This is a genomic window from Polaromonas sp. P1_G1, assembly GCF_056405595.1.
Genome location: NZ_JBFUBU010000052.1, coordinates 1 through 14,176 on the forward strand (window position 1 = coordinate 1; position 14,176 = coordinate 14,176).

Here is a 14,176-nt window from a genome sequence, read left to right on the forward strand (position 1 = left end):
CCAGGCGCCCCCACCCGCCACCGACCCTGAGGCGATAGAAAGAAACAGCCAGCCTATCAATGCGCCACCGGTTGCGCAAGCGAGGACCAGCGCGAGCGATGCACTTGCGGACCACTCTTCAAAATGAGGCCCACTGATCAGGACACCAGCGAAGAGACCTACCGCGGCCCCGCCAAACAAGCCGTAGCCCCGGTATCTCCGCGCTGTGGATTGTCCAGCGGGTTCATGAGTTTTTTCAATGCTCATAGGTCTCCAAATTTGAATCGGCCTTTGGCAACAGCCAAGTTCCACCGAAGCGGCGGAACGTCTTGGAGTTTGGCTTGGCTGGACAGTTATGCAACAAGCTTCTCCTCCTCACGCACCGGCTCCCCTTCACCGGCCACCGGATCACGGTAGTGGTACCAGGCTTCGTGGGGCGAGTAGACCTCGCACGCCAAGCATTGCGTGCTCGGCCACTTGACGCCGCAACCGGGACAAACGGCCCTGGTCCAGAACGTGTTCCAGGCGGTGCCGCAAGAGGGTACACAAAACCACCGGTCTTCGGCACGGGGCCGCCATTCGCACTTGGGGCAGTAGATTTCGACCTTTTCCATTTTCTCCCTCTCATTTCAAGCTAAGCACGGGCTGCATATGCCTCGACCAACGCATAGAGATTCCTTAACTGCTCAGGCAACTCGGGCTCACCCTCAAGAACGTCAATCCTGTGCCTCACCAGGTAGAACTCGGCTTCGGTCCTGATCTTTCCTCGGGCCACGACTTTCTCCAGACGCGCCGCCTCGAGTTGCAGGAATTCGGGGTACTCCGCCATCATCGCGTCGTGCAGCGCTTTTGAAACCGCCCCGCGCCACTGAATATCAACCTCGCCGATAAGGCCGGGCATTTCCCTCAAACCCTGCTCCAAGCCGGTGACGATCTGCGAGCTTGTCTGCTTGGGGTCGCGTGAACGGACCTCGGCGACGAAGGCCGGAACTCCAGCAGCGACCTGACACAGCTCCCACGCTTTTTTATCCGGAATACCGACAATTGTTTGCGCGAATCGCGCATACGCGGCAAAGAGTTTTTCTGATTTTGTCGCCAAGTTATTTCCTCGCGTAGCTTCGCCCTTTTAGTAGAAATTAAACAGGCCCAAAAAGACTGGAAAGCAGAGCGTCATCAAGGTAACCAGCAGCGCAGCAGCGCAAGCCGCACCATGGCAGTCCTTGCATTTCTCGGTATTGAGCAGAAAAGCCTGGACAAGCGGGGTCTCAAACATGAACAGGCAAGCACCTACGAGCGACAGGAAAAAGAAACCCGGGCCGCCACGGCCAAGAACAGAAAAAGTGACCAAGGCGATTGCGACAAGAGGCCCTGTCAACCAGTAGAGACTGCGAGTAGTTCGTGTTTTCATGCTGATGTTTAGCGCTGGAAAAGCTCGGGCCAATAGCTACACATGCCAGCCCTCACCGCAAGCCATTCAGAAGTTTTGACATGTCTTCAGCGCGCACCCATACCATCTCGGAATATTCGCCTCTCTCCCCGACCCTGGCGGGCTTGGCGCGTGTCTCCAGCGGGAGAACCACATAACGCCTGGGCACCTGAACTGCATCTGTGTAATTGAATTCAACCGTCCGATAAACGGGAAGCGCCCCATTTCCACTGTGCATCACCGTGTGCCGGCGAAGCTGCGGCGCGCAACGCTTCAAATAGCTCTGTCTTGCATCCATATACGTGGAGTTGGTGCTCATCATCGGCTCATGCGTGCGGCCTGGCCGGACCAGAAACAATACGTACTGGTTGCCCACTTCGTAGCCATAAAAGTTTCCGAATTCAATGGTTTCCCCTTGACGCACGCCTTTGTATGCCTCTTCCACCACCGCGTTGTATTTCGCGCCACAGGCGTTCTCCCCGATGCCGAGAACCTGGCCGGACAGGATCTGAACCTTCGCGACAATGTCAGMGTCCTTATAGAGATCAGCGATTGTGACGGGAGCTAATGTGGTGGCCGCCACCATCGCAGGGAGCAGAGCAAGGAGAAACGTTTGAAAAAACCAGGCCCGAGCGCGCATAAAAATACCTATGAAGAAAATAAGTGAGGGCAAGCTGGCGAAACCGGTCTCCGGCAGGATATCCGGGTTTGACGGCACCTCAGGCATCAACCTTCACTTCCGCCCAATCGCCCACACGCAGGTGTTCGCGCCAATGATAAGTAGAGTCACCATGGGTACGAAGCTGTTCGAGGCTGTGGTTGAAGGATTCAGGAAGATCAAACGGCCTCCGCTCTGGCGACAACAAAATGCGGTGAGGAAACACCAAATTCCTTCATGCGATCGCTCAAGTGAACATGGTCATAGGCATCGCCCATGCGCTCCATCTCCGCGGCACAAAAGACGAGGAACTCACCGATGCGCCGGAGTTCACCCGGCGTTGCACACAAGGTGACCTCCGCCAGTTCCTCCGGAACGACAGACTCAGGTCCGACTTGCTGGTTCGCATACCCAAAGATTTTCATAACGGCGATGGTACTAGGGCAGGGTCAGGCCGCATTCCCCGCAAACCCGCTGAAACCCTCGCTGAACTGCAGGTAGCCAAACGCACTGACCTCCAGGCAGGCTTTCAGTTCAGGGCTTGCAAAGTAATGCTCATCATCGAAGGTCAGCAAGCGCAAGCCTCCGAGCGGGAGGTCGGGCAGCATGTTTTGCGTGAAAAACTGGCTGATGTGAAGACGAACATGGGTATGCATTTCCTCGCCCGTGGCTCGATTGAACAGCACGGCCGGCTCCTGCCTTGCTCGCTCCAGCCCAAGTTGATCAAGAAACAAAGCAAGCGCCCGCTCCACCAGGAAATAGCGGTACCCTGACATCAACGGTGCGATCGGGCCTTGCTCAATCAGCTGAAAGCGGCCATCCCCCAGTTCATACAGGCGGACAGCGGGTAGCTTGCAGGAGATGAGGAATGGCAGGGGCATTGATGTGATCGGAGGCTTGATGTAACTTCATCCCTATCTCGGTGTGACTTTGCATGCGCATGCCTTACGGTTGCGATACGTGAACGGAGGCGTCATGCATCTGACCGCACCCAAATGTCTTGAACGCAATGGTAGCGGTCATCGGGATCAGCGGCTCTCAGTGCGTAGACCTTCTCCCATGTTGAATCCCAACCAGCCTCCGTCGTAAGAGCCACACCCGGATAAAGACCCGTTCCTTGTTTGAAGACGCGCCATATCGGAAGATCGGTGGCGGCTGCGGATTCAAAGAATGCTTCGGCGAACGTGGAAAACCAGCCGGAATCCATTCCCAATGACTGATGGGCAAAGCCGGCCAGCCCAACCAAGCCCCACGGGCATTCAGGCCCAAATCCGAACTCACAGTAACCGATACCTGTTGATGACTTGACATGGTCAAGCACAGACCAGCACGGATACGCCTCACCATCCGTCCCGTAGTCCCATGCGCGTAAAAGAACCCGCGGTTCCACGAGCAGGCTTCGAATATGTTTGACGACACGCGCGTCGCGAATGCCCTCAAGCTCTTTTTCGACCAATGCATGCAGTTGAGCAGGGGTGACAGTCACACTAAAGCCTTTTGCTGAAAGTAGTCGGCGCCAGTCAGGACGTTTTTTAAATTTATCTATCGAACCCGCATTTTGATGCAACGCCATCCTCAACCGCACTTTGTCGCGCAGACGCCGCGTTTACCCCCTCAAATCCCCGCATTTCCGAAGGCACAGGCCTAAAACCGCACAGCCCCCGCTATATTCCCCGCATGGCAACGACGACCACAACGACAAACACCAGCCGAAACCAGGGCAGCCTGCCCAGCCGGCTGCTGCGGCGCGCGCGGGAAGAACGGCTTCCGCAGTCGGCAGGCGGCCTGACCTTCACGATGGTGATGTCCATGGTGCCGCTGTTGGCGCTGAGTTTTGCGTTGTTCGCGCGCATCCCCGCCCTGCATGCGGCCGGGGACGCGATTCGCGAGCACTTGCTGCGCGGCCTGCTGCCGGACGGCATCGCGCGTACGGTGCTCAAGCATTTGGCGCAGTTCGCGGGCAATACCGGCGGGCTGACGCAGGTCGGCTTTGCATTGCTGCTGGTGTCGGCGCTGGCGCTGCTCATGAGCGTGGAGGGCACGCTGAACCGGATATGGCAGGTCAAAAAGCCGCGCCCACTGCTGCGCCGGCTGGGCCTGTACATCGGCATGTTGCTGACCGGACCAGTGCTGATAGGCGCCAGCCTGTGGGCCGCGTCCTATCTTGCTGCGGCCTCCAGCGGGCTGCCGGTGGCGCGGCCCGGCTGGTTGCCGCATGCGTTGAACATCGGGCCCATGGCCTTGAGCGCCGCCGGCTTTGCCTGCCTGTTCCGCTTTGTGCCGCACACCGTGGTGCGCTGGCGTGATGCGATCGCGGGTGGCCTGCTGGCCGGCGTCGCGTTTGAACTGGGCAAGCAGGGTTTCGCGATCTACCTGGCCAATGTGCCGACCTACCGCACGATTTACGGGGCCTTCGCGCCGCTGCTGGCTTTCCTGCTGTGGGTCTACTACTCGTGGCTGGTCACGCTGGCCGCGGCGCTGGTCAGTGCCAGCCTGCCGCGCGGCGGGTCGCAGCCTTCGCGGCGGCTTTCGCGCGCCTGAGTTTTGCGCGTAGGTTTCACACCACAGCGGGCTTTTTCAGGTGAGCCCAGGCTTTACCATCGGGGCATGAAAACAACCTACATCTTCGGCGCCATCCTCGCCTGCAGCATCATCGGAACCTTGGTCGGTGCCCGCGCCGCCAAGACCGGATTCCTGGTCGTAACCGCCCTGCTTTCCCTCTACGGCTTGTTTCGCCTGCTCGGCTAAGCACCTGCGACCGCCCAGCCAGCGGGCGCCTGCATCAAAACCACGGCAAACCCCGGCGGCAACCAGGCCGGTGACGGCCAGCATGGCCACGGTGTGAAGGCCGACGGCCGCGAGCGCGAGTGCCAGCGGCCCTGCCCCTTCCATTCCCATCAGCGACGCATCTCCCGCGCACAGCGGAACCAGTGCCGGCACCAGCATCAGGCCGGCGCCATGCGCACTGGCCATCATGAAGGAGGCCAGCGCCAGCCCGGCCTTGCCCGCGGGTGCGCGTGCCACCCTGGGACTGCGGCGCGACAGGTGAAGCACAGCGCAGGCGGCCAGCAGACCGCCCGCACACATCTGCAGCACGAAGCGGTCCATGGCCAGACCCCACACCACGGCGCCGGCCACCAGCGCGACCGAGGCAGCATGCCCGGCCGCGATCGGCAGCAGGGCCCGCAGCGCCTGCGCGCGGTCACGTGAGCGCAGGCCCCAGGCGGCGGCCCAGGCCCAGCCATTTGCGGGGTTCAGCCCGTGAAGGGCGCCGACGCCCACCACCGCCAGCCAGGGCCAGAGATTTGCCATGATGCTTGCGCCTGCCTGGGGCCGCTCAGGCTTTGTCGCTGCAGCACGCATGGGCCTCAGGCGCGGGGGTGAATACCGCCTGGGTCTCGTAGCGGTCGTGGTGGCGCATCCACTCCATCTTGTAGAAGGTGTCGCGCTCGTCGCGGCCCTTGGGTGCGAGGTCAAGCATGGGGTAGGTGCCGATCATGACTTCCACGCCGCGCCCATAGGTCGAGTAGGTGTGAAAAATCCGGCCTTCGCTGTCCTTGTAAAACAGGCTGATGCCGGGCGCTTCCTCGGCCGGGAATTCCACCATGCCGTAGTTGTAGTTGACGGTGCCGTTGACACGATCTTCCGATTTGAAGCTCACGTGGAAGTCGTAGTTGAAGTCGCTGCCGTTGGATGACACCCACTTGAACTTCCAGCCCATGCGCCGGTGAAAGCGCTCAATCTCGGGCAGCGTCGCACGTGACACCGCCACGAAGCTGATGTCGCGGTGCTCCAGGTGGATCTTCATGCCGTCGGTATGGTCGGCCATGAAGGAGCAGCTCGGGCAGCCCTGCTCCCAGCCGGGGCCGAACATGAAGTGCTGCACCATCAGCTGGCGCCGGCCTTCAAACAAGTCGGCCAGCGAGCGCTTGCCTTCGGGTGTGTCGAAGACATAGTTTTTCTCGACGTGAACCCAGGGCAAGGCGCGGCGTTCGCTGGCGATGCGGTCGCGCAGGCGCGTGAGTTCCTTCTCCTGCGCGAGCAGCGTCTTGCGCTCGGCCAGCCATTTGTCTCTGGAAACGACAGGGTGGTTCAGGGTGGAGGTTTCGGCGGTAGTGGTGCTGCTCATGGTGTTCTCCTGGATGAGTGGGTTGGGTGATGGGTTGGGTGGGTGCCGGGAAGGTTTGCGCTCAGGTGCTTGCGACTTGTTCACGCTGCATTGCCGCCTGCACGGAGGGCCGCTCGGCGATGCGCGCCTGGAAGGCCAGCAGTCGGGGGAAAGCCGACAGGTCCAGCTTGACGAATTCCGCCCAGCGCGTGACCACAAACAGGTAGGCGTCGGCCACCGTGAAACGCTCGCCCAGCAGGAAGGTCGCGCGGCCCAGCGCGGCGTCCAGCAGGCCGTAGTGTTTGCGCAGATGGGCCATGCGTGAGCTGCGCACTTCATCGCTGCAGGCCGGATTGAACAGCGGCATGTAAGCCTGGTGCAGCTCTGAATTGATGTAGCCCAGCATTTCCTGCAGGCGATAGCGCGCCATGCTGCCGTTGGCGGGCGCCAGCTGCGCATCGGGCTTCAGGTCGGCCAGGTATTGCACGACGGCCGGGCCTTCGGTCAGCACGCTGCCGTCGTCCAGCCGCAGGGCGGGCACCAGGCCCTTGGGGTTGATGGCGAGGTAGTCTTCGCCGTGCTCGGTGCGCTTGGCAACCACGTCGACCTTCACGAGTTCAAAGGGCAGGCCAAGCTCGGTGGCCACGATGTGCGGCGACAGCGAGCAGGCGGAGGGAGAGTAGTACAGCTTCATGGTGTTGCTCCTTGGCTGGGTAAGCCGTTGTTGCAGGGTTTTGGTTTGCATGGGTCAAAGCGCTGCCCGACCCGTGCTGGAAACAGGTGCGCTCGGTATCGGTCCGGGGACCGAAGGGGGTTGTCAGCGCGGCCCTATGCCTTGTGCGCTGCGTTCAATGCGGCCGCGGCCTATGCGGTCGAAGCCCTCTTGGGCCGCCGCACGGCGCGGACCTTGCCGCTCTTGCCGCCGCCCGCGTAAAACAGGTCGGCGCCGTCGGACTCCAGCCCGCTGACGCCCGCGCCTGGCGGCATCTGGAGTCGCTCCATCACGGCGCCGCTCTGGGGGTCTATGCGGCGGATCTCGCTCTCGTCGCCTTCCCAGGTGCCGTGCCACAGCTCCCCGTCCACCCAGGTCACGCCGGTGACGAAGCGGTTCGATTCAATCGTGCGCTGGATGGCGCCGGTCTTCGGGTCGACCTGGTGGATACGGCGGTCGCGGTACTGGCCCACCCACAGGCTGCCTTCGGCCCAGGTCAGGCCCGAGTCGCTGCCGCTGCCGGGCGCCGGGATGGTCGCCACCACCTTGCCGGTGGCCGGGTCTATCTTGTCGATGCGCGACTCGGCGATCTGGTAAAGGTGTTTGCCGTCGAAGGCGGTACCGGCGTCGCCCGCGCAGTCCAGCGTGCGTGTCTGTTCACCGCTGGCGGGGTCGAAGGCGATCAGTTTCGCGCCTGCGGCGGCCCAGACGCGCTGGCCGTCATGGGTGACGCCGGCGACGTCGTCGACGCCAGGGAAGCTGTATTCGCGCACGATCTCGGCGGGGCGCGCCTTGGGCTCGGGGGTTTGCTTGAGGGTCTTGCTCGTCATCGTTGCTCCTGTTGCACCGTCCATCGGCGCTATGGAGGTAACTCTATCCAATCGGCAGCGAAGCGGGGAGTAACAAGATCGTCGTGAATCCGGCCAGCGGCGGTGCCAGCCATCGCTGCGCCCGGGCCCGGCCCAGGGAGCGCACCCGACCCTCCTCCTCCAGCTCGGCCAGTGCGCGCTGCACCGTGCGTTGGCTGTCCCCCAGCGCCAGCGCCAGCGCCGAGGTGGACCAGGCCGCGCCGTCGGACAGCAACGCCAGCAGCGAAGCCTGGTCGCCATCCAGCGGCGGGGCCAGCACGGCCACGTCGCGCCCGCCCAGCGGCTTCAGGATAAAGCCCCGGCCGGTGGCCTCGATGGCCGCAAGCGGTTTGACCAGCGCGCGCAAGCGGCCTATCTCGACCCTGAGGCGCGCCCTGTGGGTTTCATCCGGGTGCCGGGTGCGGAACACGCGCGCGATCAAGGCCTCGCGGTCGGCATCGCCGGGCCAGGCCTCGGCCAGCGCGCGGGCCAGCGCGAACAGCACGGGCCGGCGCGCCAGCGGCCGCCATTGCYCGCCGGCGCCCAGCCCATGCCGGCAGGCATCGACCACCAGCGCGTCCGAGGCCAGCAGCGCCGACACCTCATCAAGCCGCAGCGCCTGCTCGCCGCCGGCGGTAAGCCGCCGGGCCGCTGGCCTGTCGAGCGCGGCCCGTGCCTCGGCCACCTCGGCCTGCAGGGCAGGCACCTGCGCGCGTTCCGCCGCCGCCTGCGCGCGTGCCAGCGCCATGCGCGCCTCGCCGACCTGCAGCGAGCGCAAGGACAGCTCGGCCGCGGTCAGTTCGGCCACCGCCCTCAGCGAAGGCCGCAGGCCGCGCGCGTCCAACTTCGCCAGCGCGGCCCTGGCCTCGTCGAGCCGGCCCAGCAGCAGATACCGGCGCGCCGTGATCAGCCAGGCCTGGAGCGCATTGGCATGGTCGGCATGCGCCTCCAGCGTGGCCGAGGCCGCCGCCAGCGCGCGCGGCGAGCCGGCAAAGTCGCGCATGGCCAGCGCCACCTCGGCCTCGGCCACCACACAACGAGCGCGCGAAAGTTCTTCATGCGCGCCGAAGCCGCGGGCCGCGCGCCGCAGCAACTCCCGCGCGCGCGGGTGCTCGCCCAGCTGGGCCATGGCAATGCCGCGCAAGGCCAGCGCCGGCGGGTCGTCGCGCAGGGCCACCCGCTTGAGGGCGCCCAGCGCGTCACCCGCGGCCAGCGCGCGCGAGGAAGCGCTGATCAGGGAGTCCATGGGCGTAGGCTACACGGTTCCGGCGAACTGTTGTGCGCCAGTTCCCTTGACGTTAAGCTCTCCCTCAGCCGAAAAACCATTCTTCAACCCGGCGCATGGACCAGCGCCTTCTCAAGCAGGGCCCTTCATGCACATCGGAAAATCCTACCGGCTCACCGAATTCCTGCATTGGACGCGGCGCAGGATTTACGTGCTGCTGCTGGTCACGGCGGTGCCGGTGGTGCTGTACCAGTCGCTGGGCCTGAAGTGGATCGCCCTGCCCTGGGTGGTGGTCGCCGTGCTGGGGACGGCCACCTCCTTCATTGTGGGTTTCAAGAACGCCCAGACCTACGGCCGCACGCTGGAGGCCCAGCAGGTCTGGACGGCGATCGCGACCAGCACCCGCTACTGGGGCCTGATCTGCCGGGACTTTCCGGTTGACCGCGACAAAACAAAATCCCTGGTCTACCGCCACCTCGCCTGGCTGACGGCGCTGCGTTACCAGTTGCGCGCGGAAAGGGTCTGGGAAAGTGCGGCCACCCAGTCGAATGCCGAATACCGGCAAACCTTCTTTTCCATCCCCGAAAGGGAGATACCGCTGGACCAGGAGTTGCGGAAATACCTCGACGAGGAGGAACTGGCCCGGCTTTCCAGCGTGCGCGGCAAGGCCACGCGGCTCATGGGCGAGCAAAGCGAAGCGATACGCGCGCTCTACGCCGGCCAGAAGGTCGTGGTGGCCCAGCACATTGAAATGCAGAAAACGCTCAAGGACTTCATCGACCAGCAAAGCCGGGCCGAGCGCATCAAGAACTTTCCCTATCCGCGGCAGTACGCCATCATCAACACGATTTTTGTCTGGAGCTTCGCGGCGCTGCTGCCCTTCGGCATCGTCGGCGAGTTCGACAAGCTCAACACGCACGTCGGCGGCTTTCTGGCGGGCAATATGGGCTGGTTCGCCATCCCTTTCAGTCTGCTGATTTCCTGGATGTACATCTCGCTGGACCAGGTCGGCGAAAGCACCGAGAACCCGTTTGAGGGCGGCGCCAATGACGTTCCCATGGCGCAGGTCTGCCGGTTGCTGGAGATTGAGTTGAGGCAGATGCTGGGGGAGACGGAGGTGCCTGGCCTGCTGAAGCCCCGGAACAACATCATTCTTTAGGGGGCGCAGGCTACGCCGCCTTAGGGGTGCGCCATTGTCCGAACTTTCCGGACACTGGTGAGTACGCCAGGAATGGTTTCCGCGTTGACAGCCCTAGCTGCAACCGCTCCCCGCCTGGGACTTGCTGCCATCCACGAGCACCACGCCTTTGTCCAGCAAGGGCTTGACCTTTGCCATGAAGAGCGCCAAATCTTGTGGCGTGTCGCTTCCCGGCATCGACACCTCGAGAAGCCGACCCTGGGGAAGCTGCCACTCCTCCACCTTGAACACGCCGACGGTGACGCGCTTCATGCGATTCTTGCAGCCCATCGATGTCGCACGCATGGCCTCAGGGAAATCGAGTACCTTCTTCTTCGCTTCACGCTCACAGGACACCGAATAGGCCCGGCCGGGTTGAAGCGTCTGGAGCACCGAGATGTCGGTCTCCACCTTGATGTTCGTATCTTTTCCCAGGGCGCAGGCAGCCTTCGTGTCAAAGCCGCTGTCGAAGGCTTGCGGACTGCGGTATTTCAGTGTCAGCTCGACCTTGCCGTCGGACCGGATCCGCCTCCTGCCGATCGCCGGCGGGTTTGCGGCCACCGGATGCGCAAGCACCGTGAAGTACTCGACCTCATACTCCGTGACTTTGCGGCTGCCCTCCAGGCCCATCACCGTCACGGCCTCATCCGCGGAAGCCGGCCCGCCGCTGCTCCAGCGCAGCGCGAATTCCGCGCCGCCGGCCCAGGAGAGCACGGGCATCAGCAAGCACGCCACGCAAGCGCCGCGCACAAGGGACAGAAAGGCGCCGGCAATAGTTCGATACTTTTTCATCATTGATTCCTTGTGGCTAAAACTGCCCTTTTTCAGTGCCATCGGTCCACGACTCCGGGGATGGCATCCATTCCCCAGGCCCCAGCACAATCGCAGCGAGATCGTCCAGGCCCATGCCCAGAACCGTCTTCGCCGCATCTTCCCCGCCGTCCTGGAAGGTCGCCGTTTCGCAGAAGCGCGTGAGCGCGTTGTAGTCCTTGCCCAGCAGTTGCACCAGCAGCCTGGCCAGTTCGTAGCTGAGGGCCTGGCCGTCGTCGGGCCGTATGAAGGACTTGCCGCTCCAGAACTCCTGAATCGTCGCGGCATTCCAGAAGCGGGCGAACATGAACTCCAGTTCCTGGGGACGGTACAGCGGGCGCGGCCGGACAAAACGGTGCTCGGTGTTGACGGCCAGGCCCTCGTTCAACCAGGCCGGAATCGGCAGGTGGCGGACCAGGCAATGGGTCATTTCGTGGACCACCACAGGTTCCATGGTTTCAAAGGCGCCCTGGGTGAAGACGAAGTGGCCGTAGCCTGCGTCGATGAACATGCCACCGCTGTAGGCCTCGGGCTGCGATGAGCCGCTGCCGTAATGGGAGATGTACTGGTAGTAGCTCTCCTCCTCCCCAAACACCATGACGACCGTCTTCCCATGGCCCTGGTCGGCGGCAATCCCGGGCAGCGTGGCGAGCACCCTTTTGCGCGAGCGCTCCAGATAATCCAGCAGGACACGTGTCGCACGCGGCTCCAGGACGGAAAGCAGCATGAAGTTGGCCGATTCGGCACGCGTGTAGCGCTCGTCCAAAGCAATGCCCGTCGCATCCAGCCAGGCCGCCGCCCATCCGTTGGCGTGGCGATGCAGCGTGCCCTCGTCGCCGTCCTCAGGCCAGGGCTGCTGCTGCCAATCGGGAATGGGCAGATGGGTGCCGACGCGCCACAGAATTTCGTGTGAAGGAAACGCCTCGCTCAATACAAGCCCGTTGTTGCCGGTCGCGTCCGGTTCGCGTTTTCTTTTAAGCCATTGCAGCATGTCGAATCTCCCTGGTGAGATTCTGGCATCCCTTCGCTATCAGGGAGTCCATAAGCCCGGGCTACTGGCGGCGTCCCGGCTCACTCGCATGCAGAAACCGGGTGTACAGGTCACGCGGAGGCGCGACCGATGCGCTGCTGATGACCTCGCCCGCTGCGCCCCGGTGATAGCCACCATGCGTGATGATGTGCAGCAGAATCTCCTCCCGCCGCATCAGTCCCGAATCACCATCCGTGAAGGTAAAGCGGACCTCTTCCTGCAACGCATCCGGCGAGAGTTTGCTGGCGTAGGCCAGATACCAGGCATCGAGTTCCTGGACCGCCGCCGCCAGGGACTGCAGCGCGGGGGTCTCCTTGGTATTGGTCGCCGTGTAGCCATGGGCGCTGCCTTCCAGATGCGCCTTGAAGATCCGGTCCGCCACATAGACGTGGTTCAGGATGCGGATCGCCTTGTGGATCTGGGCGGGATATGCCGCCGCATCCACGCTGGCAAGCGCCGCGAACAGCTCGGTGTTAGCCCAGGCCTTGTAGGCGAACAGGGACTTAAAGGATGAAAGGCCTGCTGAGGGGGTTGTGTTGGACATTTGTTTACGCTCCCAATGTCAGTATCAGCTTATGACTCAGCCGCTGCGCGGGGTTTCAGGTGTGAGGAGAGAACACGCCACAACTGCAGAAAATTAAGTGCGGAAGCCAGCGGAACGACGCAGGCCACGAGAAATGAAACCGCGAGCTGCCAGACGGGCAAACCCGAAGCGCTCCGGACGATAAGCTCCGACAGGGTCAGGACAAACGCCAGCCAGACAAAGGTCGCGATGGTGGCGGCGACCAGCCCCACCAGCGCGGATTGCGTGTTCGAACTGCCGCGCCCCAGGCGCCAGACAGACATCGCGGCGACCACATGCGCCACCGCGGGAACAAGAACAAGGCTCAGGATGAAAGCCACGGGCACCGTCTGGGGACCCGGTGCAGTCGACAGAAAAACGACAAGCGCCGTACCGGCGACCAGCATGATCAGGCCGCCAATGGTATTCAAGGTATGACGCAGGATATTCATGATCTATCTCGTGAGAATCAGCCGGCAGCTCCGGAAGGAGGAAGCCTGTCGGGACTATACCCATGCCCGCGCGGCGATTGCGATGACAAGCGCGGTTGGCGGCTTCGTGATCCCTTCCGGGTGTGCGGCTTCAAGCATGGGAATTCTCACAAAGGTTGGAGACAATCGAACACAGCTCCCGCGGCCCCTAGCCGCGCGGCTCCACACGGATTCCCGGCGCGTAGCAGACGCCCAGCACACCGGCTACCAGCTCGGACGACGCCTTCTGGAGGTGGTTGATGGCAATGTCCGCCGTGACGTACGCCTGCAAATTGCCCAGCGCTTGGCCTGCGCTTGTCCAGATCGGAGTGAAATCCTCGGTAAGCTTCTGCAGCCGGGCGCGCTGCTGCGCGTTGCTGACCGCGGGTATCTTGAGTTCGGCGTTTCCAACTGTCAGCGCATGCGTCAATGTCCTGATGTCATTGAGGTTGCGCCCGAAATCGAAAACGGCATCCTGGGACATTTCTGTGGCGGCAAACTTTCCGGCATTCCTGGCGAGGCTGTCGAGCAGTATTGGCAATTGCTGCGCTGCCGCGACGCGCGAAGTCGCCTGGCGACCCTTGCGTTCATTCGCCGCCACCTCCTGGGCCTGGCTGACCAGGACCAGTGACTGGCGAATCACGTCGTGCAGGCCGTTCTGCACCGTCGGCAGGACATGGGGCTTCTCAAGAAGAATTTTCGCCGAATACCCCATACCGCCCACGAGAGGCGCAAGACGGTCGAGAGACGGCGGCAGATTGCCACCCATCAGTGTTCGCAGCGCGTCCATGTGCTGCCGGAGTTTCGGAAAAGCTTCAGCGTCGCCGGCCCGCGCGGATGCGAGTACCGGCCGCATTCCGCTGGCCTGGTCAAACACCTGGCAGGCAAGCTGTGCCTCAGGGCCGGTCTGCCTGATCTGGCCGCGAGCCGGTGCGGCGAGAAATGCGCATGCCGCCATCCCGGCGGCCACCCAGCGCCCTGCAATTTGTGAACGTGTCCGCATCGAGGCCTCCCCTGTTGTATTTGCGGCCACTATAGCCGCGGCCAAAACAATCCCTTGCGCTGGCGCGCTTTCCAGGGCCGGCGCGCCGGCCGGCACCCGAGCCCCGGCTTGGGTGCATTTTTCCCGGTCGCCGCTGCATTTTGTTACATACAAATCAGCTACGCTCTG

19 protein-coding genes are annotated in these 14,176 nt (G+C 63.0%); 2 read left to right on the plus strand and 17 right to left on the minus strand.

The features are described from left to right. The 7 genes from AC1D1Y_RS21980 to AC1D1Y_RS22010 form a co-directional block, all read right to left on the minus strand. Positions 1-246: hypothetical protein (locus AC1D1Y_RS21980; protein WP_477684208.1), on the minus strand; the 246-nt coding region annotated here is incomplete at its 3' end. 367 nt (positions 247-613) lie between these two features. Beyond that, a complete protein-coding gene (locus tag AC1D1Y_RS21985; protein ID WP_477684209.1) occupies positions 614-1,078 on the minus strand; it encodes a hypothetical protein in 465 nt (154 codons plus the stop codon). Positions 1,079-1,105: 27 nt separating this feature from the next. Beyond that, the gene (locus tag AC1D1Y_RS21990) at positions 1,106-1,387 is read right to left on the minus strand and encodes a hypothetical protein (protein ID WP_477684210.1); all 282 of its coding nucleotides are present in this window, start codon (positions 1,385-1,387) and stop codon (positions 1,106-1,108) included. Positions 1,388-1,439: 52 nt separating this feature from the next. Then, positions 1,440-2,132: a hypothetical protein gene (locus tag AC1D1Y_RS21995; protein ID WP_477684211.1), complete on the minus strand. Its 693-nt coding sequence runs from the start codon at positions 2,130-2,132 to the stop codon at positions 1,440-1,442. A 110-nt stretch (positions 2,133-2,242) separates the two neighbouring features. Further along, positions 2,243-2,488 carry an Imm32 family immunity protein gene (locus tag AC1D1Y_RS22000; RefSeq protein WP_477684212.1) on the minus strand — a complete coding sequence of 82 codons (246 nt, stop codon included), beginning with the start codon at positions 2,486-2,488 and terminating at the stop codon, positions 2,243-2,245. A gap of 24 nt (positions 2,489-2,512) precedes the next feature. Beyond that, positions 2,513-2,944: a hypothetical protein gene (locus AC1D1Y_RS22005; protein ID WP_477684213.1), complete on the minus strand. Its 432-nt coding sequence runs from the start codon at positions 2,942-2,944 to the stop codon at positions 2,513-2,515. 92 nt (positions 2,945-3,036) lie between these two features. Next, complete coding sequence (locus tag AC1D1Y_RS22010) at positions 3,037-3,636, minus strand: hypothetical protein (RefSeq protein WP_477684214.1); 600 nt, start codon at positions 3,634-3,636, stop codon at positions 3,037-3,039. 104 nt (positions 3,637-3,740) lie between these two features. On the opposite strand from AC1D1Y_RS22010, the gene AC1D1Y_RS22015 reads away from it, so the two are divergent. Continuing rightward, positions 3,741-4,604: a YhjD/YihY/BrkB family envelope integrity protein gene (locus AC1D1Y_RS22015; RefSeq protein ID WP_477684215.1), complete on the plus strand. Its 864-nt coding sequence runs from the start codon at positions 3,741-3,743 to the stop codon at positions 4,602-4,604. A 36-nt stretch (positions 4,605-4,640) separates the two neighbouring features. Here the strand turns inward: AC1D1Y_RS22015 and AC1D1Y_RS22020 are convergent, their stop codons facing one another. From AC1D1Y_RS22020 to AC1D1Y_RS22040, 5 genes are all read right to left on the minus strand, one after another. After that, positions 4,641-5,375 (minus strand): hypothetical protein, encoded by a 735-nt coding sequence (locus AC1D1Y_RS22020; RefSeq protein ID WP_477684216.1) that lies wholly within the window; start codon positions 5,373-5,375, stop codon positions 4,641-4,643. Between the two features lie 25 nt (positions 5,376-5,400). After that, positions 5,401-6,192, minus strand: a complete 792-nt coding sequence (locus AC1D1Y_RS22025) for a DUF899 domain-containing protein (RefSeq protein WP_477684217.1) — start codon at positions 6,190-6,192, stop codon at positions 5,401-5,403. Positions 6,193-6,253: 61 nt separating this feature from the next. Beyond that, positions 6,254-6,865, minus strand: a complete 612-nt coding sequence (gene gstA / locus AC1D1Y_RS22030; protein WP_477684218.1) for a glutathione transferase GstA — start codon at positions 6,863-6,865, stop codon at positions 6,254-6,256. A gap of 170 nt (positions 6,866-7,035) precedes the next feature. Then, a complete protein-coding gene (locus tag AC1D1Y_RS22035; protein ID WP_477684219.1) occupies positions 7,036-7,713 on the minus strand; it encodes a Vgb family protein in 678 nt (225 codons plus the stop codon). A 43-nt stretch (positions 7,714-7,756) separates the two neighbouring features. Then, the gene (locus AC1D1Y_RS22040; RefSeq protein WP_477684220.1) at positions 7,757-8,977 is read right to left on the minus strand and encodes a helix-turn-helix domain-containing protein; all 1,221 of its coding nucleotides are present in this window, start codon (positions 8,975-8,977) and stop codon (positions 7,757-7,759) included. Between the two features lie 127 nt (positions 8,978-9,104). Here AC1D1Y_RS22040 and AC1D1Y_RS22045 point away from each other — a divergent pair, with 127 nt between their 5' ends. Further along, positions 9,105-10,115, plus strand: coding sequence for a bestrophin family protein (locus tag AC1D1Y_RS22045; protein WP_477684221.1), 1,011 nt, complete (start codon positions 9,105-9,107; stop codon positions 10,113-10,115). A 93-nt stretch (positions 10,116-10,208) separates the two neighbouring features. Here AC1D1Y_RS22045 and AC1D1Y_RS22050 read toward each other — a convergent pair whose 3' ends face one another. The 5 genes from AC1D1Y_RS22050 to AC1D1Y_RS22070 form a co-directional block, all read right to left on the minus strand. Continuing rightward, positions 10,209-10,967: a hypothetical protein gene (locus AC1D1Y_RS22050; protein WP_477684222.1), complete on the minus strand. Its 759-nt coding sequence runs from the start codon at positions 10,965-10,967 to the stop codon at positions 10,209-10,211. After that, a complete protein-coding gene (locus AC1D1Y_RS22055; protein WP_477684223.1) occupies positions 10,942-11,934 on the minus strand; it encodes a hypothetical protein in 993 nt (330 codons plus the stop codon). The genes AC1D1Y_RS22050 and AC1D1Y_RS22055 overlap by 26 nt, the downstream gene beginning before the upstream one ends. A 61-nt stretch (positions 11,935-11,995) precedes the next feature. Next, positions 11,996-12,517: a DinB family protein gene (locus AC1D1Y_RS22060; RefSeq protein WP_477684224.1), complete on the minus strand. Its 522-nt coding sequence runs from the start codon at positions 12,515-12,517 to the stop codon at positions 11,996-11,998. 29 nt (positions 12,518-12,546) lie between these two features. Then, positions 12,547-12,987 (minus strand): hypothetical protein, encoded by a 441-nt coding sequence (locus tag AC1D1Y_RS22065; RefSeq protein WP_477652777.1) that lies wholly within the window; start codon positions 12,985-12,987, stop codon positions 12,547-12,549. Between the two features lie 187 nt (positions 12,988-13,174). Next, positions 13,175-14,008, minus strand: coding sequence for a hypothetical protein (locus tag AC1D1Y_RS22070; RefSeq protein ID WP_477684225.1), 834 nt, complete (start codon positions 14,006-14,008; stop codon positions 13,175-13,177). Positions 14,009-14,176: the final 168 nt, after the last annotated feature.

Excerpts from the sequence above, each read along its gene's own strand:
- AC1D1Y_RS21990 (WP_477684210.1), bottom strand. The coding sequence starts at position 1,387 with ATGAAAACACGAACTACTCGCAGTCTCTACTGGTTGACAGGGCCTCTT.
- AC1D1Y_RS22000 (WP_477684212.1), bottom strand. The coding sequence starts at position 2,488 with ATGAAAATCTTTGGGTATGCGAACCAGCAAGTCGGACCTGAGTCTGTC.
- AC1D1Y_RS22005 (WP_477684213.1), bottom strand. The coding sequence starts at position 2,944 with ATGCCCCTGCCATTCCTCATCTCCTGCAAGCTACCCGCTGTCCGCCTG.
- AC1D1Y_RS22010 (WP_477684214.1), bottom strand. The coding sequence starts at position 3,636 with ATGGCGTTGCATCAAAATGCGGGTTCGATAGATAAATTTAAAAAACGT.
- AC1D1Y_RS22015 (WP_477684215.1), top strand. The coding sequence starts at position 3,741 with ATGGCAACGACGACCACAACGACAAACACCAGCCGAAACCAGGGCAGC.
- AC1D1Y_RS22020 (WP_477684216.1), bottom strand. The coding sequence starts at position 5,375 with ATGGCAAATCTCTGGCCCTGGCTGGCGGTGGTGGGCGTCGGCGCCCTT.
- AC1D1Y_RS22025 (WP_477684217.1), bottom strand. The coding sequence starts at position 6,192 with ATGAGCAGCACCACTACCGCCGAAACCTCCACCCTGAACCACCCTGTC.
- gstA (WP_477684218.1), bottom strand. The coding sequence starts at position 6,865 with ATGAAGCTGTACTACTCTCCCTCCGCCTGCTCGCTGTCGCCGCACATC.
- AC1D1Y_RS22035 (WP_477684219.1), bottom strand. The coding sequence starts at position 7,713 with ATGACGAGCAAGACCCTCAAGCAAACCCCCGAGCCCAAGGCGCGCCCC.
- AC1D1Y_RS22045 (WP_477684221.1), top strand. The coding sequence starts at position 9,105 with ATGCACATCGGAAAATCCTACCGGCTCACCGAATTCCTGCATTGGACG.
- AC1D1Y_RS22050 (WP_477684222.1), bottom strand. The coding sequence starts at position 10,967 with ATGGCACTGAAAAAGGGCAGTTTTAGCCACAAGGAATCAATGATGAAA.
- AC1D1Y_RS22055 (WP_477684223.1), bottom strand. The coding sequence starts at position 11,934 with ATGCTGCAATGGCTTAAAAGAAAACGCGAACCGGACGCGACCGGCAAC.
- AC1D1Y_RS22060 (WP_477684224.1), bottom strand. The coding sequence starts at position 12,517 with ATGTCCAACACAACCCCCTCAGCAGGCCTTTCATCCTTTAAGTCCCTG.
- AC1D1Y_RS22065 (WP_477652777.1), bottom strand. The coding sequence starts at position 12,987 with ATGAATATCCTGCGTCATACCTTGAATACCATTGGCGGCCTGATCATG.
- AC1D1Y_RS22070 (WP_477684225.1), bottom strand. The coding sequence starts at position 14,008 with ATGCGGACACGTTCACAAATTGCAGGGCGCTGGGTGGCCGCCGGGATG.